This window comes from Streptomyces sp. NPDC059743 (assembly GCF_042732975.1).
In the GTDB taxonomy this organism is placed as follows: Bacteria; Actinomycetota; Actinomycetes; order Streptomycetales; family Streptomycetaceae; genus Streptomyces.
The window spans coordinates 1-20,131 of the sequence record NZ_JBHWGS010000034.1; the positions used below are offsets into that span (position 1 = coordinate 1).

Here is a 20,131-nt window from a genome sequence, read left to right on the forward strand (position 1 = left end):
TCCACCGCCCCCCCCCCCCACCCCCCCCCACACCGCCCGCCCCCAAGACCTCAACCAGGTCTTGAAGGCCGACGTCACGCTCAGCCCGAATTAACCAACAGCATCACCCGAAGTGGCGGGGCAGAGCTGTGTGTACGGCGTGCGGGATCGGTTCCGGCGACCACGATCTTCACGATCGCGTCCGGAACAGGGTGGTGGACGACTTCAGGTCGACACCGGCCGTCGTGACGCCGTCGACATAGTTGCGCGGCGGACCGGCCAATGAAGGTCCAGGTCAAGGACACGTTCTTGGTGGAGCTCGAGTGGGACTTACCGCCCCGATAGCTGGTGAACGACTTGCTTGTCCAAGCGCCGGTCCTGGTGGTCGAGGTCTCCTGGAGGATGGTCGGTGTCGCGAAGACGGAAATGGCCGCGGTGTTGCCCCCATGGTCGTAGCCGGTCATCGACCAAGTGGTTGCGACCCGGGTTTGGCGGTGTGTGCAGTGCTGGTGACGGTCGGACCGTAGGTCTTGACCAGCGGGGCGGTCAGCCGCACTTCCTTGAGGGCGGCGCTGTCGGTGACCTTCCAGGAGAGGGTGACCGGTGCGGCTGTGGTGTTGACCGTGCCGATGCGCAGGGTGAGGGGCGGCGCTGTGTCTCGGCGACGACGGCCGCGGCTGCGGTGGTCGTCACTTTGCCGGACTGGTGGACGGCACGGACAGCGGCCTTGTGCGGCCATCGCCGTTTAGCGTACTTGCCGACTTGGGCGGCGGCCATCACCGGGCGACCCGCCACTTGTGCGGCCACCGCGATGATGCGGGCATCGACTCGCACCGGCCGCACCGCATGCACACCCCCGGCGCCACGCGTCGGCTGTCCGGGCACCATGCTCCGACCGCCAGGCTGCCGGGAGCGCCTGTGGCCGTCGCCAGACCGCCACACGAACAGCGCTCCCGGCGGACCTCTGATCACGCCGCCTCCAGCTGGGAACCTGGCGGCCGAGGTCGGGGCTGCAGCGCGATCCGGAGCGAGAGAGACTCGACCGGCCCAGAGCGGTCACGCAGGTCCGGACGCCGCCCACAGCTTGTCCATCAGACGCATCAGGACGTCGTATGTCTCTCCACGGCGGTACTTGATCACAGGCGACTCCCTGCCATGTTGGTCCGCCGTGTACGGAGTCAGGTAGAGGACCCGTTCGGTTGCGACAACCCGGCCGATGTGGGGAACGCTGTAGCCACGCACTTCAAGGTGTCCCGTAACCGAGAGTGGAGCGAGGTAGTCGTAGGTCGCCGCGATCTGGCGGCGCAGTAAACCAGTACCGAAGGCAGAGTCAAAGACCTTGAGCTCCTGCAGAACGACGACAAGGGCAGCCTTGGCATCCGGCTGCTGACCGATCTGCGCGACCACATCATGGTCGGCGTTGACCGGCTGCCCACATCGCCATCATCGACCGGCTCAACGCCCTTGATGGCGCCCCGTGGGCCGACATGAGCGGCAAGCCCCTCGGCTCCCGACGTCTCTCCCGGATGCTGCACGAGTACATGACGGCGGACAACACCCCCATCGCCTCACGCAACATCCGCGCGTCCGGGGGCCTCAAGGGCTACTACAGCGAGGACCTGCACGACGCCTGGCAGCGCTACTGCCCCCGCCCCCCGTAACCCGCTCCGCAGAATCCGCTACATGCGCTGCTACCGCTGCACAGCAGCTCAGAGGCCCTTTCCACGTAGCGGACAACCCACGATGTAGCGGCTACGACAGCCAACCCGCACCCAAGCGAAACAGGGGCCCAAAGCTGCCGTAGCCGCTACATCCACGCCATCCGCTACGCCGATCACGCACCTGACCAGGCACGTAGCGGCATAGCGGATGTAGCGGACTTCTGAGAGGCGTGCTGGGGAAGCTCTCGCCCGATCGCCGAGGAGGCAAGCGCAATGTCCACCGTCGCCAAGCCCACCGACCGGGTTCTCTACACCGTGGAAGCCACCGCCGAGCTGCTGTCGTGTGGGCGCTCAACCGTCTATGGACTGATGACCGCCGACGCCCTGTCCTTCGTCAAGCTGGGCCACTCCCGGCGCATCCGCCGCGCGGACATCGACGCCTTCGTGGCCCAGCTCCAGCCGCAGTCCATCTGATCCAAGAACCACCGAGGCGGTCCTGGTGGCATCCGGGGCCGCCTCTCGCATGGAGGAACACATGAGCCCCCCGCAAGCCGAACATGGAGTCGTCCGTCTACCTGGGCGGTGACGGGTGGTGGCACGGCCGCGTCACCATGAGCGTGAAGAACGACGGGAGCCCGGACCGTGGAGGGGTGGATGAAGACGCACCTCACCACGATTGCGAGCCTCACACAAGAAGAGGCGAAGGCGTTCCTCGTCGCGGCAGCCAAGCGGCCCACATTCATGCGGTGGATCGTCGGAGTAGGCATGGGCTTCCGGCAGGGAGAAACATTGGGCCTGCGCTGGACGTACGTTGACCTCGACGCCGAACTGTTCCACCCGCGTTGGCAGCTCCAACGCCTCACATGGCGTCACGGCTGCACTGACCCGCACGCCTGCGGCTCCCCCCATTACCTTCTTGGTAGCCCCGCAATGGGGCGCCCGGCCTTCGGAGTTGGCATGACTTTCTCCCCCTGTCGATCGCATGTCTTGGGGGGTGGTGTCACCGGCTCCGGAGGCATCGACAGACCGCTGATTAGGGGCATGACCACCGGCTTCTTCGCAGGTCGGGAGGCTCTTCGTAATGTGGATGTGGCGATCGGTGCCGTGGGGCGGCCGGGCGAGGACGACCGAAGGACACACGTGATCGACGTCAGTGACATCGGCGCCTTCCTCGGCCTGGACGTCGGCAAGGGCGAACACCACGCCGCCGCCGTCACCCCGGCCGGGAAGAAAGCCTTCGACAAGCGGCTGCCCAACAGCGAGCCCAGGCTCCGGGAAGTGTTCGGCAAGCTGCAGGCCAAGCACGGGACCGTGCTCGTGGTGGTCGACCAGCCGGCCTCGATCGGGGCTCTGCCTCTGGCGGTGGCCCGGGACATGGGCTGCCAGGTCGCCTATCTGCCCGGCCTGGCCATGCGGCGGATCGCCGACCTCTATCCCGGCGAGGCCAAGACCGATGCCCGCGACGCCTTCGTCATCGCCGACGCGGCCCGCGTCATGCCTCACACACTCCGCTCGGTCGACCTCCAGGACGAGACCATCGCCGAGCTGGAGATGATCGTCGGCTTCGACGACGACCTGGCCGGCGAAGCGACCCGTATCAGCAACCGCCTGCGAGGCCTGCTGACGCAGATCCACCCGTCGCTGGAACGGGTCCTGGGCCCACGCGTCCAGCACCCGGCCGTGCTCAAACTCCTCGACCAGTTCGGCTCCCCGGCCCAGATCCGCAAAGCCGGACGCCGACGGCTCATTGCGCTGATACGTCCGAAGGCACCGCGGATGGCCGAGCGGCTCGTCGAGGACATCTTCACCGCCCTGGACGAACAGACCGTCGTCGTCCCGGGCACCGACGCGGCCGCTCTTATCGTCCCCAGCCTCGCCAGCTCGCTCCGAGCGGTGCTTGACCAGCGGAAACTCTTGGCCACTCGGATCGAGGAACTGCTCGACAACCACCCTCTTTCGAAGGTCCTGACGTCCATGCCGGGGATCGGCGTCAGGACCGGAGCCCGCATCCTCATCGACGTCGACGACGCTAGTTCGTTCCCGACCGCCGCCCACCTCGCCGCCTACGCCGGCCTCGCCCCCACAACCCGCAGTTCCGGCTCCTCGATCCGCGGAGAACAACCCTCCCGCCGTGGAAACAAGCAGCTCAAACGGGCCTTCTTCCTGTCCGCGTTCGCGGCTCTGGCCGACCCGGTCTCCCGGACCTACTACGACAAGAAGATCAGCCAGGGCAAACACCACACCCAAGCCCTCCTCTGCCTCGCAAGACGACGAGCCGACGTGCTCTTCGCGATGCTCCGCGACGGCACCTTCTACGACCCACAGCCCGCCCCATCAGCTTGACGAAACCCATAGGGGCACCCCCCCGTCACCGCTTCGAACCGTGCCCGCCGGACTGCACGACGCACAAGGGCTACAAGCGCGAGTGTCCCGAGCCGTGCCCGAAGACATGTACCCGCCATGCGAGCACCTGCCCACAGAGAAAGGACGGCGGACTCGCCTTCACCCGCCCCAAGACCAAGAAGAGCCAGAACCCCGTCCCCATCCCACCACCGTTCGTTCCGCCTCTGCGCGAGCACCGGGCACGTCAGGAGGAAGCAAAGGCCACGGCGGGCGATGCCTGGCAGGAGTGCGATGTGGTGTTCACACGACCGGCCGGCCGCTCGATCCCCGCGCCGACTGGGAGGAACTCAAGGAACTCCTTGCCGAGGCGGGCATCAGCGATCGACGTCTGTACGACAGAAGCCGCCACACCGCAGGCACGATTCTGAATGAGCTGGGAGTGGACCTGATGACCATCATGGAGATCTTGCGGCACACCCAGATCAGTCAGACCCGCCGATACGTCAAAGGCCGGTCGACCCTCTCCAAGGACACCATGCAGCGCAGGGGAGACACGTTCTTCCCAACCGCCGAACCCGCTTCTGAGACCAAGACTGAGACCGCGTACACCCGCGCGGCGCGCGCCCGGCGTCGCCGTCGCATCCGCTGAACGAAAAAGCCCAGCTCAGACAGGATCTGAGCTGGGCTTTCACGGAGCCGCCTTCGGGATTCGAACCCGAGACCTACGCATTACGAGACCGTGAGCGTTCATGTTGCGTGGTGCCGGGCCATGCTGTCGAGTGATGTTCTTGCTGGTCAGAAGAGGTCCACCGGGTTGCCACATGCCGCCTCGTGCCGGACCGTCCAAAGGCATCCGGCCACCGGATGGCCACCAAGGCGGACTCGCGGGTGACAGGGAGCCAGATCACAGCGGTTGTCGGCCCTCCACAAACCTTCTTGCGGACGCTCCGACCTCAAGCGGCCTTGACTAACTGGCTGTTCTCTATCCGTTCGGGTGGTCGGTGGGGTTCGAACATTGGCGTGGTCCGGGTGAGTTGTTCGGTGTGGAGGCATGGAAGAAGGGCCTCTTGGTAGCTCGCGGATGTCGAGTCCAGCGAGGAGCAAGAGGCCCTGTTGTCGAAGTGTCGCGCGGTCACGGTTGCCGGGTCCAGTCCGTCCACTCCTGGGTGTGACTGTCTCGCCCACAGGTTCGGGAACGCGGCCGACCCGCCGGGACGCCGGCCCCGGTACGGCTCGGACATGAGCGATGCCGAGTGGGCTCTGGTGCGGGATCTGCTGCCGGTGCCGGGATGGCTGGCAGGCCGGGGCGGGCGTCCGGAGGGCTACTGCCACCGGCAGATGATCGACGCGGTGCGCTACCTCGTCGACAACGGCATCAAGTGGCGGGCGATGCCGTCCGACTTTCCGCCCTGGCCAGGCGTGTATGCCTTCTTCGCCCGCTGGCGGGACGCGGGACTCGTGGCCGAACTGCACGACCGGCTGCGCAAGGCCGTCCGCCGGGCCGAGGGGCGTGAACAGGAGCCGAGTGCGGCGGTCATCGACTTGCAGTCGGTGAAGGCGGACGCCACCGTCGCCCTCACTTCGCGGGGCTTCGACGCCGGGAAGAAAGTCAACGGACGCAAGCGGCACCTGCTCACCGACACGCTCGGTCTGCTGCTGGCCGTGCTGGTCACCCCGGCGTCGACCACCGACCGGGACGCCGCCCGCATCCTGCTGTCGACGGCGGCGGACCGCTTCGGGCGGCCGGCACGGGTCTGGGCCGACGGCGGCTACACCGGCCACCTCGTCGACTGGAGCGCAACGCAGCTCGGAGTCGTCCTCGACATCGTCCGCCGCAGCGACGACACCCGAGGGTTCCAGGTCCTGCCCCGCCGCTGGGTCGTGGAACGATCTTTCGCCTGGTGCCTGCGCAGCCGGCGCCTGGTCAGGGACTACGAACGGCGCACCGACACCAGCGAAGCCGTCGTCCTGTGGTCGATGACCATGCTCATGAGCCGCCGCCCGGCCGCCCGGCACCAGCAGCGTCCTGCTCCGAGACTGGCAGAGGCAGCGTGAACCTGCCCGGCTTCGCCTCGACCAGCCAGCCCCGTTCCACCAGCCGCTTCAGCCGTGCCCTCACGCCTTCGACGCGAGAGGCGGACCCACTGTCCCAGCCCAGCACCACCGCCGCCCGCCGGGCACCCAGCCCGCCGTCTCCCGCATCGACCGCGGCGGCCATCAACGTCTGATAGTCCGGCGACAGCTCCTTCACCTCACTCGCGTGCCGCCGGTGAGGCACCGCCCGGCGCGGTCCGACCGGCTTTCCCCGCGACACCTCACCGGACACATCGGAGGGTGCATCCCCCTCGGCCAGCGCCTCCAAGTACTGCTCCAGGCCGATCACCCGGCGCCGGTGCACCTCCTCGGCGTCCGCCAGAGCCGCCCGCACACGTTCCAGCTCGGCTTCCAGTTGCTTCACCTGCGCGGCTGCAGCCTTCTGCCGCGTTTCCAGAACCGCCCGCATCGACGGCATCCGCACCCCCACGACCTCTCGCCCGGCAACAAGCCCAGGCTCCCGCGGCAGCAGCTACTTCACACCTGCCCAACGAAGACCTCACCCGAGGTTCGGAAAAAGAACCGCCTCTGAGCTGGAGGGGCCGATGGTGGGGCGCGGGGGTGGCAACGCATGGCACACCTGAAGGAGCACACCATGCCGACCCTGGACAGCCGCGATGAACGCGGTCTCGTTCCCAACCGATCACACACCCCCACGACCAGCAACTTCACGATGCACGAGCCCACAGAGATTCGTCACACATAACTCAGGAACGCCGGGAAAGGGGCCGCTGCCGGAGATCGCAGCTACCATGGCAGGCCGAGAAGATCAGCTCAACTTCCTTGATTCGCAAGTGACTTGATGGAGCAGCAGAGAGGTCGTCGCGTGTACCTGAGTGTCCCCTTCGAGGACGGTGAGGTCTTCGTTGTCGAGTTGTCCGACGAGCAGGGTTCCGGGGTGATCCGGGCGAGTCGCGGCGACGAGCTCTTCGAGACGTCCGCCGACACGTTCGAGTCGGGCATGGCCCGGGTGCAGCGGGTGGCCGCGACGATGCTGGAGCGGCTGGCGGATCTGCCGCGCAGTCCTGATCACGTCCGTGCGGAGTTCGGACTGCGGGTGACAGCGGAGGCGGGCCTGGTCGTGGCGAAGGGATCCGGGGACGCGCACATCAAGCTGGAGCTGGAGTGGGGCCGCCCCGAGGGCGGCAGGTGACGCCGGCAGGCGGGCCGGACTCCGCGTGGGAGCGCGGGACGGCCCGGGTGCTCCACGACGGCCGTCCGGTCGGGGTGGCGTTCCTGATCCCCGACCGGCTGCTGCTTACGTGCGCCCATGTCGTCGCTTCCACCGCAGGCCTCCCGGACGACGAACCGCTGCCGGACCTCCTTCCGGTCACCCTCGACTTCCCGCTGCTGCCAGGGCGTCCCGAGGCCATGGCCTCCGTGCACTTCAGCGTTCCCGTGGCCGGTGACAGCAGCGGCGATGTCGCCGTCCTGCAGCTGAGCGGCGAGCCCCCGCCGGGTGCCGTACCCCTGCGGATCGTGGAGGCGGAGGACCTGGCTGGGCACCGCTGGCGGGCTTTCGGCTTCCCGAAGTACCCGGGACGAGGCGGCAGCAAGGACGCCGGGATCTGGACCCGCGGCACCGTCGAGGGCCGCGAGGGTACCGGCTGGTGGCAGCTGACCTGCGACGAAGAGGCACCGTACCTGCTGGCAGGCGGCTTTAGCGGGGCGCCGGTGTGGGACGGGGAATACGGCGGTGTCATCGGCATCGTCGTCGCCGTCGAGGGGGACCAGCGGCGCCGGACCGGCTACGCCCTCACCGTGGAGTCCCTCACCCGGGAGTGGCCCGAGCTGCGCAGAAGGCTGCTGGCGGACAGCCCATACCGCGAACTGCTGCCGTTCACCGAGCACGACCGCGCCGTCTTCCACGGCCGTACGAACGAGACGCAGCAGCTGATCGAACTCCTCGAGCAGCAGGTACCCATCCTGCCTGTGCTCGGACCCTCCGGCGTCGGCAAGTCCTCGCTGGTCGGCGCCGGCCTGCTCGGGCACCTCGACAGCGACCGGTACCTGATCGCCCACTTGCCCCACGGGCTGCGCCTCACCGCCGAGGAACTGCTGGCCTGGGCCCTGGCCTCGGCGGGAGACGCGGACACCATGCAGGCAGGCTGGCACGACCGCTGGTTGGCGCTGGCCCGGCAGCTCACTGACGAGCAGGGCATCCGTACTGCCGTGGAGCAGATACTGGCCCGCCACGGCGGACGGCCCCGGCTGGTGCTGGTGGCCGACTAGTTCGAAACGCTACTCGCGGACGCGCCCGACACCGCCCGCCGACTGGATGCCATGTTGGGGGTTCTGACGGCCCGCCGCACGGACGGCAGCCGTCCCGCCCAGGCCGTAGTCGTCACCCGGATCGACTTCCTCCAGCAGATCGAGCAGCTCCCCCACCTCCGTACGGCGTGGGACGCCACCTCCGTGGTGGTACAGCCGATGACGCGGACGCAGCTGCGAGAGGCCATCACCTGTCCGCTGGAGGGGCACGCGGGGGTCCGGTTCGCCGACGGCCTGGTCGAGCAGCTACTGCGGGACACCCCACCAGGCCCAGCCGCGCTGCCGATGCTGGAGTACGCCCTGAGCCGACTGTGGGAGCGACAGGAACGCGGGTGGTTGACCACCACCGCGTACCAGGAGCTCGGTGGCGTGGAGGGGGCCCTGGCGGGAGAAGCGGAGCACAGTCTGTGGGACTGGGCAGACAAGGCCGAGCAACAGGCGCTGGAGCGGATCTTCATCCAGCTCGTCCGTCCCGGCGAGCATCTGGACGCCGGGGAGCGCGGTCCGGACACCCGCCGGGTCGCCGCCCGCACCGAGTTCTCCGCAGGCGACTGGGCGTTGATCCACCGGCTGGCCAGCACGCGGCTGGTGGTAGTGACCCGCCGCCCGACAGGGCGGGACACCGCTGAACTCGCGCACCAGGCACTGGTGGAGAAATGGCCTCGGCTGCGACGCTGGGTCGAGGGGAACCGGGAGTTCCGCAGCTGGCAGGAGGCGCTGCGCCGTTCCCTGCGGGCCTGGCAGGAGCAGGGCCGCCCGCGCGAACTGGCCCTGGGCAGGGAGCAGATCGCGGAGGCGCGGCGGTGGATCGGCGAACGCGTCGCCGAAATACCCGCCGAGGAGGCTGAGTTCGTCGAGGCCAGCGCCCAGGTCCAGCAGCGTCTCGCCCGTCGGCGCCGCCTTGCCCTCGCGGGCTTCGCCGTGCTCACCGCGCTCGTCCTCGTCGCGGCCGGCCTGGCCACCCTCAACGCCCGCAGCAGCAACGAGCAGCGGGCCCTCGCCGCCACTCGGAACCTAACGGGGCAGAGCCAGCAGCACGCCAACGCCGACCCGGCCCTGGCGGCTCGGCTCGCCCTTGCAGCTCAGCGCATCTCCCCGACTCCGGAGACCCGCGCCCAGCTCCTGTCCACGGTCTCCTCACCCCTACGGGCCACACTCACGGGACACACGGGAAAGGTGAATTCGGCCGCCTTCAGCCCGGACGGCAAGATCCTCGACCAGCGGAAACGACGGCACGGCACGACTGTGGGACATCGCAAGGCGCCGGCAGCTGGCTTCACTTGACGGCCACAGCAGCCAGGCACACACGGCGGTGTTCAGCCCCGACGGCAGGACTCTCGTCACCAGCCATAACGGCTGGAAGGTACGGCTGTGGGACGCCCACACGCGAAAGCAGACCGCTGTCTTGACCGGCGCGGGGAGCCCGGCGCTCTTCAGCCCGGAAGGAGGCACGATCGCCACCGGCGGCCAGAAGGGCAAGGTCCTGCTCTGGGACGCCCGTACCCATCAGAAGATCGACGAACTCCAGGCCCACCCCGACGACGACGCCGCCCGGCCCTCCCTCCTCGAATTCAGCCCCGACGGCAGCACCCTTGCCGTCACCGGCTACAGCACCAGCGACAGCAACAAGTCTGCGGTGCAGCTCTGGGACGTACGGGAGAAGCGCCGCACCGCCACGCTGAAGGGCCACACGGGTTGGGTCCAGTCGCTGGCGTTCAGCCCGGACGGCGGCACGCTGGCCACGGGGGCGAGCGACGCCACGACGCGCCTGTGGGACGTGCGCAGGCACCGCTCACTGGCCACGTTCACCGGCCACAGCGGCACCGTGTCCGCCCTGGCCTTCAGCCCGGACGGCCGGACCCTGGCGAGCGGCCAGGACCGCTCCGTATGGCTGTGGGACGTGCAGGAGCGCACGGCCGTGACCGCGCTGAGCAGCCATACTGGGTATGTGGATGCACTCGCGTTCAGCTCTGACGGCGCGACGCTGGCCAGCGGGTCCGGGGATGCCACGGTCCGGCTGTGGGACATGCGGGCCGGGCGGCCGCGCGCCACCTTCGCCGGGCCACGCGGTTCGGCAAGCCCGGCGGCCTACAGCCCGAACGGGAAAGTGGTCGCGACCGGTGACGGCAACGGGACCGTGCGCCTGCGCGACGCCCGCACGCAGCGCACGCTGGGCCGCCTGACCGGGCACACCGGCGAGGTGAACACGGTACGGTTCAGCCCGGATGGCCGGTTCATCGCCGCGAGCAGCAATGACGATCCGGCGGTCCTGCTGTGGGACGCACGCGCCCACCGCCGCCTCGCCTCCTTCGACGGCCACCGCAGCCCCGTGCAGTCCGTCCGCTTCAGCCCTGACGGCCAAACCCTCGCCACAAGCAGTTACATCGACGGGACGACCCGCCTGTGGAGTGTGCGGGCCCATCGGCAGTTGGCGTCGTTCGCTGGCGGAGTCGGCTGGATGACCTTCAGCCCGGACGGCAGGATCTTCGTGACCGGCGGTTTCCAGTCCTCGTCCGTACAGTTGTGGGACGCACGGACCCACCGCCGTCTCGGCATCCTCGACGCGGTCACCAAAATGGTCAGCTCCGTAGCCTTCAGCCCGGACGGGAGCACCCTGGCAACGACTGGCTGGGACGGCAAACTGCGGCTGTGGGACGTGCAGCGCCGCCGCCTCACGGCAACACTCGCGGGTCACACCGACTCTGCGCAGTCGGTGACCTTCACCCCGGACGGAAAAACCCTCGCCAGCAGCGGTCGGGACGCCGCGGCGAGACTGTGGGACGTACGCACCCACCGCCGCCTCGCCACCCTCAGCGGCCACACCGGCATCGTCTGGTCGGCCGTCGTCAGCCCGGACGGCAAGACCCTGGCAACTACCGGCGACGACCGGACGGTACGCCTGTGGGACCTCCAGACCCACCAACAACTGGCCCTACTCACCGGCCACACCGGCGTCCTGCGCTCGGCTCTCTTCGCCCCGGACGGGAACACCCTCACCACCAGCAGCGACGACGGGACCGTACGGCTGTGGGACACCGACGCCTTCAACGACCTCGCCACCCTCACCGACAAGGCCTGCACGATCGCGGGCCGGTCCCTGACCGAACGGGAATGGCGCCGCTACGTCCCCGACGGAGTCCCCTACCACCGAATCTGCCCCTGAGCTGTGGCCGAAGCCATGACGAGGATCCGCACGATGTCCCTGGCCAGGAGCGAGTCACTGAGCTTGAGGACGACCTCGCCACCGCCCGCACCAGCCTCCGGCGCATGAACTCCACCGGCGCGAGCACGTACAACTGCGGCAACAAGGTCTCCCGGGTCCCGGTTGGCTTCGCAACCCCGAGCTACCAAAAGGCCCTGTTCCATGCCCGCGGCCAGCTGCGATCACCCGATCGAGACTCCCGTTCGACGCACACCCTAAAGATCCGAACGGCAACAACTTCTCAAGCAAGTTTCAGGCAGCGGTCTGACACGGGTTCACCGGGGTCGACGTCGCTCGGTACGGTTTGACACGTGGCACACGGCTGTTTGGCTGTCCAGAGTGGGCCGAGAACCGTGGGTGCCGATCGAGCGCCTTCCACGGCACGGCGACGAGCTGGCGGCGTGCGAGGCATCCAAGGTCTCGGCCCTCGTCGGTTGGATCTCCGCCGAGCGGCAAGGCATACGGTTCAATGCTGCTGTACGTCGATCTGTCCCTCGACTCACGGGAAGCGCCGATGACACTGCAGCCTTGGAGTAGCCATAGGCATCGGACTGCCATCGGAAGGGTGGGACTCTCCGCCCCCGCCCGTCAGGCCGTGATGGACCTGCAGATGACCGACGGCGCTGAGATCCTTGACTACGGTTGTGGCCGCGGTGGTGATGTTCGCGCTCTTGAGCACCTCGGTCTCGACGTCTCTGGCTGGGACCCAGTGCACCGTCCTGACGGGAATCTCAAGCCCTCCGACGTCGTGCTGCTCACGTATGTCCTCAACGTCATCGAGAAACCTGATGAACGGCGCGCAACTCTCGCAAAGGCATGGGAGCACACGAAGGCCGCTCTCGTCGTTTCCGCCCGGCTGCGTTGGGAACGGAACCAGGTCAAGGGCACAGAGTATGGCGACGGCATCATCACCAGTCGCAATACCTTCCAGCACCTCTTCGCTGCGAGCGAGCTTCGGGACTTCGTCCAGGACGTGACAGGAGTCCGCTGCCTCTCAGCGGCTCCCGGCATCGTTTACGCCTTCAGAAGTGACGAAACGCGCCTCGCGTATCTCGCGCGTCAGATCACGCCTGATGCCGCCTGGCTGGCGTCCGAGGACACGGCCTCCGCGATCGCTGCCGTCGTGGATCACCTGGAGCAACGTGGGCGGGTTCCCCAACTGGAGGAGATGCCATCCCCCGTCATGGGGCTTCTTCGCCACATGCGACCGCAGGAACTCAAGAGGCTCGTCGAGCAGGCCGCCGATCCTTTGAAAGTCGAGACTGGCGCGGAGCGCTCAGCTCTCGACACCCTGCTCTTCCTTGCGGTTGAACTCTTCCATGGTCGCGGTCCGGCGAGCAGCCTTCCAATCCCTGTTCAATTGGACATCCAGGCCTTCTTCTCATCCTACGCAGAGGCATGCAAGCGGGCGGACCGGCTCCTCTTCAAGCTCCGCGACGACGCGTATGTACGTCGCGCTATGAACGGGTCAGTGGCTGGCAAGTTCACGGCCACCGCACTGTATGTGCACCGCCGGGCGATGCCCCGGATCCCGACCATCCTGCGTCTGTATGAACAGTGCGCGAGCATTGCCGCTGGCCGTCCTCCCGCGTGGTCCGTCGTCAAGCTCCGCCACCAGGGCCGTGGAGTGAGTTGGCTCGATTACCCCGAGTTCGACTCGGATCCACATCCCCGGCTCTCCACCTCTTACGCGGTTGACTTGAAGACCCTGAAGGCTTCCTTCCTGTCGTACGCCGCCTCGACCAACCGGCCCCTGCTTCACCGAAAGCACGAGTTCCTTGCTCCGGACGATCCAGATGTCCCCAAATACCAGCGGTTGACCGAGGCCGAGGTACGCGCCGGCCTGTACGAGCATCCGCACCTCATCGGTAATGAGGAGGGCTGGGAACGGGAACTCGCGCGCACCGGCCGATCGCTGCGGGGACACCGGTTGATCCTTCGCGCTGAGAGTTGACCAGCTCAGCGAACGGAACTGGCTTAGCCGTCACCACGGAGGCTTCGGCGCTGCGCAGCACCCGTACGCCGTCTTCCGAGGTGCTGGAGGACGAACCGCCCGACCTCCAGCACCTCCGCGCACTCTCACCGGATCAGGTCATGCACCATCCGGAGTCGCAACCACCATCTCCAGTTTCCTCAGCTTCCTCGTCCTCAACACCGGGCGCCGGTACGGCCTCAGCAAGAGGGCGGCCATACCGCGTCAGGTACGCGGAGTCTCGCCCAATTGCTGCTCGTCGCTCGTTGATCGTCTCTTCCAGCCGAACCGCCGCACTGAATAGTTCTGGCTCGTCCCTCCGCTGGCGACGCCAGGCATCAACAGTGCGAAAGGGACAGAAGAAGCAAGCACTCTTCGGCGGGACCGGAAGTCCCGCATCCTCGATGATGCGCTCGCAGTCGCTTCTACGTAGGTGAAGGTCGAGGAGGGGGTACTCGATCCGCTCGTGCGCCTCGCAGCGTCGGCGGTTAGCCCTGTGGATTTCATCGAGGGATATACCGATGCCCACAGTGGCCGGGGTGAGCGCCGTGGCACCGTGCTCGCGCAGCCAGCGGCCCACGACCTTGATCTTGAAGTCGGCGGTGCAGGATCGGCGGCCTGGGGCTCCGTTGGCCATACGAATGGGAATCGGGATCGACCGGATGCCCGGCCTGTTCAGCCTCTGCATCAGCGTCTCGGTGGAACCGTCTCGACGGCGACGCTCCAACTGTTGCAGCTCGAGCCCGGCGCGGGTGGCGTACGGCAGGGCTACTTCGCGAACGTACGCCAAGGTCGAAGGGTGTTCGCTGTCGTCACCCACGTTCGCGAACAGGAAGGTTGGATAGTCGATTTCTCCCCGGGCTGCGAGAACCAACAGGGCGGTCGACTGGACTCCGCCACCGAACGAGATGACCTTCATGCGGCGACCCGGTGGCAAGGAACGTCCTCGATCTTGTGTTGCAGGGCACGTAGGCAGCTGTCCGACATGGGGGGCTCCCGATCAGTTGAGGTCACTGAAGCTCTGGAAGTTTCTATAGACGTCAACCACGGGATCAAGTGTTCATTCCACCCCGAGATGCAAATTGCCCCTGTCGTACTGCACTGGATGACGCATGGGCTGCTGGCCGCTCTACTACGACTTCTGGCGCTTGGGCCGGATCACGACGGAGTGGCCCTGGGCAAAGGCCGCGGCTAGGAAGCTCGCGGCTTCGTCGCCCTGGTCACTCGTGAACGTCCGAGCGGCGGGCAGCGGCGTCTGACGAGGATGAGTTGCCAGGGGCACAATCCGGCGCCCCCGGGGCTTCTGAGAACCACGCGCTCCCGTGCGAAGGCGCTCAACTTCTGCTTGCACCACCGCACGGCCACGGGCAGTCGCATCCGTCAGGATGGTGTCGATGAGCCACAGGGGTGATCCTGACAACTCGAAGTCAGATGCCGCGATCTGCTTGCGGTGGCGCCATCGGGAGATCGCTTGCTTGTCACGGCCGAGGATCTTGGCCACTTCCATGATCCCTACGATGACCGGGAGTTGCTCCAAGAAGTCGGCGCGATACCCACCAGGGATACTGGCTTCGTACTCAGCCAACCGTTGCTCTGTGGCTTCCTGAGTGTGGTCGTGGCCAAGCTGAAGCACCGTGGACAACAACCAGTAGGGATTCCCCGAGATCACCAGGTCGGGCTCTGCCAGCGTCCCGTCGGCTCTCCACTTTTGTGAGGTCTGGCGTTCCACTCCGTACAGAGCAGCGATCTCGGTGTGTCCAAGGAGATACGGCTTGCGTACCGCCACCATCAGCACCTTTTCGATCATCGTGACAGGCGAAGGCCCCGAGGAAGAGTACGAAGTCTGCTAAAGGTATCGCTCATGCATCAAGCCCGGCTGAATCCCGGTGCCCTACCGGCGGTCGCGCTGCGCGCCGGTGACCCGGTGACCGTTGGACACGCCCGCCGGCCCGCCGACCGCGTCACCTGATCTCTCTGCCTTGCCGGATCTCCCACGGGCCAACCGGTACGAGATACACCTCGTCGAAGTAGCTCAGCCATTTGGCGATCGTTTCCACCGCCCGTTGCGCCTGATCCGGTGTGTGGAGACCTCCGTCGATCAACGTCCTCTTCGCGTCATCGAGGTTCAAGGCCCCGTTTTCTGCGAGCGTGCGGACTTCGGGCAAGGAGCGCAGTCGGTCAAGAACCTCCGCCCCGAAGTCTTGCTCGGACAGCCCTGGGGGGATGTCCATATGGACGAGGTCACGCAGCACTCCGGCTAGGACGTCGCTGGCGATGTTCCGGTGCCGACCGTTGTACACCCGGTAGAGGCGCTCCGGGTTCCGTGTTTCCGGCAACCAGCGCGCCTGTGTCTCGCTCTCGCCGATCACAAGAATCTGTGGGGCGTCCTCATCGGCGCGCACGAGGTCAGCCTGTTCACGGACCTGGCGCGCGAGCTCCACCGTTCCGGGCACGGCCGCCAAGTCGATGTCGTCGAGTATTCGGCGCACTTCGGGGTGTGCGAGTTCGGCTTCGATGAGCAGCTCAACGTTCGGAGCCGGGACCCGCCCGGTTGCCTTGCCCGTGAGGTTGGCAGAACCGACAAGGCAACGGTCGTCAGCGGCGTACAGCTTGGCGTGGAGGTTGTGGCAGAGCGAGATGTCCACCCGCCCGTCGGCTTCAGCGAGTTCCGCGATTTCCGGGTCGGACACGCCCGCCGCGACCTCAGCGACGGACCAGCGTGTGACGCACTGAACGCGTTCCACACTGGCCGGCACGGCTGCGAGGGCCGCCTGGAAGGTTTCCTTCTTGATGAAGGGGGCCACCAAGAGCACTTCGCGAGTTGCGCCGAGGAGGAGCTGCTCAATCTGTCGCCAGACGTGGTCTCGGGTCACTCATCGTCCTCGTCGTCGGCCTCGTCCGCGCCGAGGAAGTCACTGGCGATGCGTCCCCAGTCCTGGCGCATCTTCTTCGCCCGCTCCCGGGGCTTGTCCGGCAGCTCGTCCTCAAACCTTGCCCAGGACATGAGGAGGAGCTTGAAGGCTCCAGCCGCGCCTCGCAGCCGCTCTGCGAGTTCTTCCTTGCTCGCGCCGTCGATATCGCCGTCGAGCACGGCGATGAGGTCGCCGTAGACCGGGTGGTCCTGGTTGAGGGTGACTTGCAGCAGGTTGGGGATGTAGTCGATGTTGAAGAAGGCTGGCGAGTCCGGGTTGCGGCTTGTCAACAGGCGGACGTGCTTGCCCTGCTGGATCGACTCCTCGATGATCCGCTGTGCGTCAGCAGGCGTGTACTTGTGGGTCTCCACGAGGTTTTCGAGCTGGATCTCCTTGCTCTCTTCCTCGGTGACCTGCTCGGCGAGCGTGTCGGTGAAGCTCGGCTTTGTCTCCACGCGGCGCCGCTTTACAGCTTCCTCGGCCTGCGTCTCCACGTCCTCGTGCCGCTTCCGGTTGGCACGCGTGCCCCGGGTCTGGTCGGCAAGGTCGGAGCGCAGCTTGCCGAGCAGCTTCTCACGGATGTGATAGACGATCTCGATAAGAGGGAGTCGTCGGTCCCCCTCCTCGCGGAGCTGTTCCCGGAACTCGTCCCAGGTAAGGCCGGCGGCTTCTTCCCGCCAGTTGAAGTGGGCGAGATCGGAGAAGATCGTTGCGGCTTGCTTGTTGTTCGTGACCCCGAAGACTTCGTCTAGCGCAGGTGGGAAGTCGATTTCCACACCCCACCAGCGTTCAACCGGATCGTAGGAATTTGTCCAGTTCGTATCCAGGTCGAGTTCGCGGTTGGCACGGATCAGAGAGATACCGAGGTTCTTGTGGGCGTGCTTGCCCCACGGAGTCTCGCCTGGGGCGAGACTCGGAGAATACGCTTTGGGCCATTCCTCACCTGCGATGTCCGGACGCCGCGCCGCGTCGACAGCGATCGAGGAACGGACGAGGACGGGGTACTCGTTGCCGTCGGCTCCTTGGATCATGAACTGCTCGACGCCGATCTCGCCGACGTTGCCGGCGCCAAAGGGGCGGAACATCGGCTTGCTGTCGAACGGAGGTGGAGTCGCGCTTGGGGACATCAGGAAAAGCGGATCGTTAGGGCGTGCAGGACGAACGCCCGGCAAGGGAGCCCACCCGCGGGCAGGGACCAATTTGATGCGCGTTCCTTCGGCGATCAGCCGACGGTAGATGCGGCCGATCAGGCTCTCGGTATTTGCCAGAGTTGCCTCCGCGCCACGCCACTGGACCCTCTCCAGCTGCGTCCACTGTACGAGGGTGCCGCTGGTGCCCAACCCTTCGGCGAGCGCCTGCCATTCGTCCGGGACGCCGTCGAGCTTGGGCTCGGGGACCTCTTCGAGTCCGCCACGCACCTCTGTGAGGTCAAGGTGCGTGTGCAGTGCGTTGTCGGGTCCATTGGTCCAGGACCAGACGTCGACGCGGTCACACTGAGAGATGCTGGAGTTCGGCAGACCGACACCGAAGCGTCCTATTCCCTTGCGGTGTTGCCGTGTTCCCGCGCCGAAGCGGAGCGACTGCCGGAGCGTCTCGGGGTCCATGCCGCTGCCGTTGTCGAGTACGGCGATCTTCTCGACCCGGTGCCGTGATCGCTGCGAAGGACGGTCGGTCGACTCGACGACGAACAGCTCTACTAGGTCGGCTCCGGCTTCGATGCCGTTGTCGATCAGCTCGGCGATGGCGTGGGCCGTCGACTTGTATCCGCTGTCCTGCAGGGCTTTGACCGTCAGGTCGGATGTGACGATCGAGTACTTGGATGTCATCGAGCCTTCCATACGTCTTCCCAGTTGGTGAATGCGGCTGCCACGTCTCCGAAGCCCGGGAGCGCGGGGTCGACGACGGTTACGACGTCGCAAGTCGAGGTGCCGCCGGCCTTGGGCCCGCGGATCACGCGGCCCACCATCTGGCTGTACAGCACGAGTGAGCGAGTAGGGCGGGCAATGACGGCGGCGCTCGCCGCAGGGGCATCGAAGCCCGTGGTGAGGACGCCGTAGTTCGACAGGACCATTGGCCGGGTTCCAGGACCCTTGAAGCGGTTGATGACTCGATCGCGATGCCGTGTTGAGGATTCACCCGTGACCTGCTCGGCGTCGATTCCGAACATGGTCAAGATCGCGACGATCAGGCGGCTGTGCTCGACCGAAGCGGCGAACAGCAGAATGCGCCTGTGCTGTTCGCTGAGGTCGAGCACAGTGCGAACAACCTGGAGATTCCACTGCACGTTGTCCGCGAGCCGCCCGATCAATTCGTCGGGGACATCGAAGGACGCAGCGAGAGCTCGCTTGTCCCGGGCGCTGAGCTTCATCCCGGAGTCAGCCGCAACCGTACGAAAGTCCGGGCGGGCGAGGTATCCCTGCTCGATGAGAGCGGTGACAGGGTTGTCGTAGCCATCGATCTCCAGCATCACCTTCTGGCGTGCGAAGAAGTCTGCGAGCTTCTCGTCTTCGGAGATGTCAGCCCACGTCCTTCCTGGCGTGGCGGTCAGCCCCAGGAGGCTGGAATCGCTGCGGAGAGTGAGGGCTTCGACTACCCGGCGATACGTGGGTGCGATGGCCTGATGGGCCTCGTCGAAGACTGTGAGTGTGGTACGGAGCGCAAGTTGGTCGAGAAAGCCCGGCACGCTCTTTGCCGCAGCACCGGCCTTCTCCAGTCCGAGTACGACGATGCCGTCGGTGATGTCATCAAAATCGATGGGAGCATCGCCCCACATGCGCGCCACGGTGACCTCTCGATTACCCAGGGAGGCCCACGCACGCTCGAACTCCAGCGCTGCCTGCTCGAGGAGCTCGCGACCTCTGGCCAGCCACACGACCAGTGTGGGGTCATTCCGTCGAAGATGGTCACAGATCAGGTCCATGCCGGTGCGGGTCTTGCCGACCCCGGTCGGCAGGTGCAGTACCGTGCGTCGTTCACTGGAGTAGAGCAGTCGCCGCACTTTGCCGGCCGCACGCCGCTGATGCGGGAACAGACTGTAGTTCGGCTCAGCAGGTCTACGCGAGGACACGGGAGCCTCAGGCGCTCGGTCAACGACGAGCCCCAGGAAACCAAGAAGTGCGCGGCGCTCTTCAAGCGACCAAAGCAGAGCGGATAGGAATGCTCTGGGCGAAGAGGGCCCGTTCCAGCCAAGACGCTCTGCCAGTTCGGCCTTCTTGTCCTCCGGAAGCAACTCCAGCAGCTGCGCGCGCTCCTCAGCGTCGCCGATCAACTGCTCTGGAGAGACAGCAGCCGCTGCCACCTTCCGGATGGCCCTCTCATCGGACCCCTCCTGCAGCAATTCGAGGAGTTCGCAGGCGTGCTCGCCGAGCAGACGCCGTACGTAGGCCAACGGCGCCGCATCAAGGACGGCCTGAAACGCGATACCCGGGGATCCGATCACAGTGACCCCCAGTTCGTCCGCGCCTCATCGGCTCCGCGTACCCCTACCGTCCGCAACCCCATCCCCTTGCCAGATCATCTGCCTCATCTGCGCCCCCGTTCAGCGGGGCTCCAGCGCGTGATCAACCCTAGTCCCGACCACTGACAAAAGAGCCCAGCTCGGCGCATTCCAGTGGACGGCGGTCGACGCCGCCAGACCGGTCGGAGCTTTCTGACTCAACTCCCCTGCCCCTTATGGCTCTTACAGGTGGCCACGAAG

General features: G+C 66.6%; 15 protein-coding genes and 4 pseudogenes. 10 read left to right on the top strand and 9 right to left on the bottom strand.

The window, feature by feature from the left end; translation table 11 throughout:
- Positions 1–80 precede the first annotated feature (80 nt).
- From ACFV6H_RS37335 to ACFV6H_RS37345, 3 genes are all read right to left on the bottom strand, one after another.
- Positions 81–443, bottom strand: coding sequence for a hypothetical protein (locus ACFV6H_RS37335; protein ID WP_385551280.1), 363 nt, complete (start codon positions 441–443; stop codon positions 81–83).
- Complete coding sequence (locus ACFV6H_RS37340; protein WP_385551282.1) at positions 440–718, bottom strand: hypothetical protein; 279 nt, start codon at positions 716–718, stop codon at positions 440–442. The genes ACFV6H_RS37335 and ACFV6H_RS37340 overlap by 4 nt, the downstream gene beginning before the upstream one ends.
- Before the next feature lie 317 nt (positions 719–1,035).
- Positions 1,036–1,386, bottom strand: coding sequence for a hypothetical protein (locus ACFV6H_RS37345; protein ID WP_385551284.1), 351 nt, complete (start codon positions 1,384–1,386; stop codon positions 1,036–1,038).
- Here ACFV6H_RS37345 and ACFV6H_RS37350 point away from each other — a divergent pair.
- The 6 genes and pseudogenes from ACFV6H_RS37350 to ACFV6H_RS37375 all read left to right on the top strand — a co-directional run.
- A pseudogene (locus ACFV6H_RS37350) lies at positions 1,336–1,640 on the top strand (DUF3631 domain-containing protein); the annotation flags it as partial. The gene ACFV6H_RS37345 and the pseudogene ACFV6H_RS37350 sit on opposite strands and share 51 nt — an antisense overlap.
- A gap of 273 nt (positions 1,641–1,913) precedes the next feature.
- Positions 1,914–2,114 carry a helix-turn-helix domain-containing protein gene (locus ACFV6H_RS37355; RefSeq protein ID WP_385551286.1) on the top strand — a complete coding sequence of 67 codons (201 nt, stop codon included), beginning with the start codon at positions 1,914–1,916 and terminating at the stop codon, positions 2,112–2,114.
- An 83-nt stretch (positions 2,115–2,197) separates the two neighbouring features.
- Positions 2,198–2,543 (top strand): annotated as a pseudogene (locus ACFV6H_RS37360) (hypothetical protein); the annotation flags it as partial.
- A gap of 237 nt (positions 2,544–2,780) precedes the next feature.
- Positions 2,781–3,983: an IS110 family transposase gene (locus ACFV6H_RS37365; RefSeq protein ID WP_385551311.1), complete on the top strand. Its 1,203-nt coding sequence runs from the start codon at positions 2,781–2,783 to the stop codon at positions 3,981–3,983.
- A gap of 26 nt (positions 3,984–4,009) precedes the next feature.
- A pseudogene (locus tag ACFV6H_RS37370) lies at positions 4,010–4,632 on the top strand (tyrosine-type recombinase/integrase); the annotation flags it as partial.
- Between the two features lie 590 nt (positions 4,633–5,222).
- Positions 5,223–6,038, top strand: a complete 816-nt coding sequence (locus ACFV6H_RS37375) for an IS5 family transposase (protein WP_385551288.1) — start codon at positions 5,223–5,225, stop codon at positions 6,036–6,038.
- On the opposite strand, the gene ACFV6H_RS37380 is transcribed toward ACFV6H_RS37375, so the two are convergent.
- Entirely contained in the window at positions 5,971–6,486 is a 516-nt protein-coding gene (locus tag ACFV6H_RS37380) for a hypothetical protein (protein ID WP_385551313.1), read from the bottom strand. The two genes, ACFV6H_RS37375 and ACFV6H_RS37380, sit on opposite strands and share 68 nt — an antisense overlap.
- A 417-nt stretch (positions 6,487–6,903) precedes the next feature.
- On the opposite strand from ACFV6H_RS37380, the gene ACFV6H_RS37385 reads away from it, so the two are divergent.
- From ACFV6H_RS37385 to ACFV6H_RS37400, 4 genes and pseudogenes are all read left to right on the top strand, one after another.
- The gene (locus ACFV6H_RS37385; protein WP_385551290.1) at positions 6,904–7,230 is read left to right on the top strand and encodes a CU044_2847 family protein; all 327 of its coding nucleotides are present in this window, start codon (positions 6,904–6,906) and stop codon (positions 7,228–7,230) included.
- A 74-nt stretch (positions 7,231–7,304) separates the two neighbouring features.
- A pseudogene (locus tag ACFV6H_RS37390) lies at positions 7,305–9,632 on the top strand (trypsin-like peptidase domain-containing protein).
- A gap of 28 nt (positions 9,633–9,660) precedes the next feature.
- Positions 9,661–11,511, top strand: a complete 1,851-nt coding sequence (locus ACFV6H_RS37395) for a hypothetical protein (protein ID WP_385551292.1) — start codon at positions 9,661–9,663, stop codon at positions 11,509–11,511.
- Between the two features lie 553 nt (positions 11,512–12,064).
- Positions 12,065–13,504 (top strand): DNA phosphorothioation-associated putative methyltransferase, encoded by a 1,440-nt coding sequence (locus tag ACFV6H_RS37400; RefSeq protein ID WP_385551315.1) that lies wholly within the window; start codon positions 12,065–12,067, stop codon positions 13,502–13,504.
- A gap of 133 nt (positions 13,505–13,637) precedes the next feature.
- Here ACFV6H_RS37400 and ACFV6H_RS37405 read toward each other — a convergent pair whose 3' ends face one another.
- The 5 genes from ACFV6H_RS37405 to ACFV6H_RS37425 all read right to left on the bottom strand — a co-directional run bounded on the left by ACFV6H_RS37405 (position 13,638) and on the right by ACFV6H_RS37425 (position 19,873).
- Positions 13,638–14,441: a phosphoadenosine phosphosulfate reductase gene (locus ACFV6H_RS37405; protein ID WP_385551294.1), complete on the bottom strand. Its 804-nt coding sequence runs from the start codon at positions 14,439–14,441 to the stop codon at positions 13,638–13,640.
- 213 nt (positions 14,442–14,654) lie between these two features.
- A complete protein-coding gene (locus ACFV6H_RS37410) occupies positions 14,655–15,329 on the bottom strand; it encodes a hypothetical protein (RefSeq protein WP_385551296.1) in 675 nt (224 codons plus the stop codon).
- A 154-nt stretch (positions 15,330–15,483) separates the two neighbouring features.
- Entirely contained in the window at positions 15,484–16,395 is a 912-nt protein-coding gene (locus tag ACFV6H_RS37415; RefSeq protein WP_385551298.1) for a phospholipase D family protein, read from the bottom strand.
- Complete coding sequence (locus ACFV6H_RS37420; protein WP_385551300.1) at positions 16,392–18,260, bottom strand: ATP-binding protein; 1,869 nt, start codon at positions 18,258–18,260, stop codon at positions 16,392–16,394. The genes ACFV6H_RS37415 and ACFV6H_RS37420 overlap by 4 nt, the downstream gene beginning before the upstream one ends.
- The gene (locus tag ACFV6H_RS37425; protein ID WP_385551302.1) at positions 18,257–19,873 is read right to left on the bottom strand and encodes a DEAD/DEAH box helicase; all 1,617 of its coding nucleotides are present in this window, start codon (positions 19,871–19,873) and stop codon (positions 18,257–18,259) included. Before ACFV6H_RS37425 ends, ACFV6H_RS37420 begins: the two co-directional genes overlap by 4 nt.
- Positions 19,874–20,131: the final 258 nt, after the last annotated feature.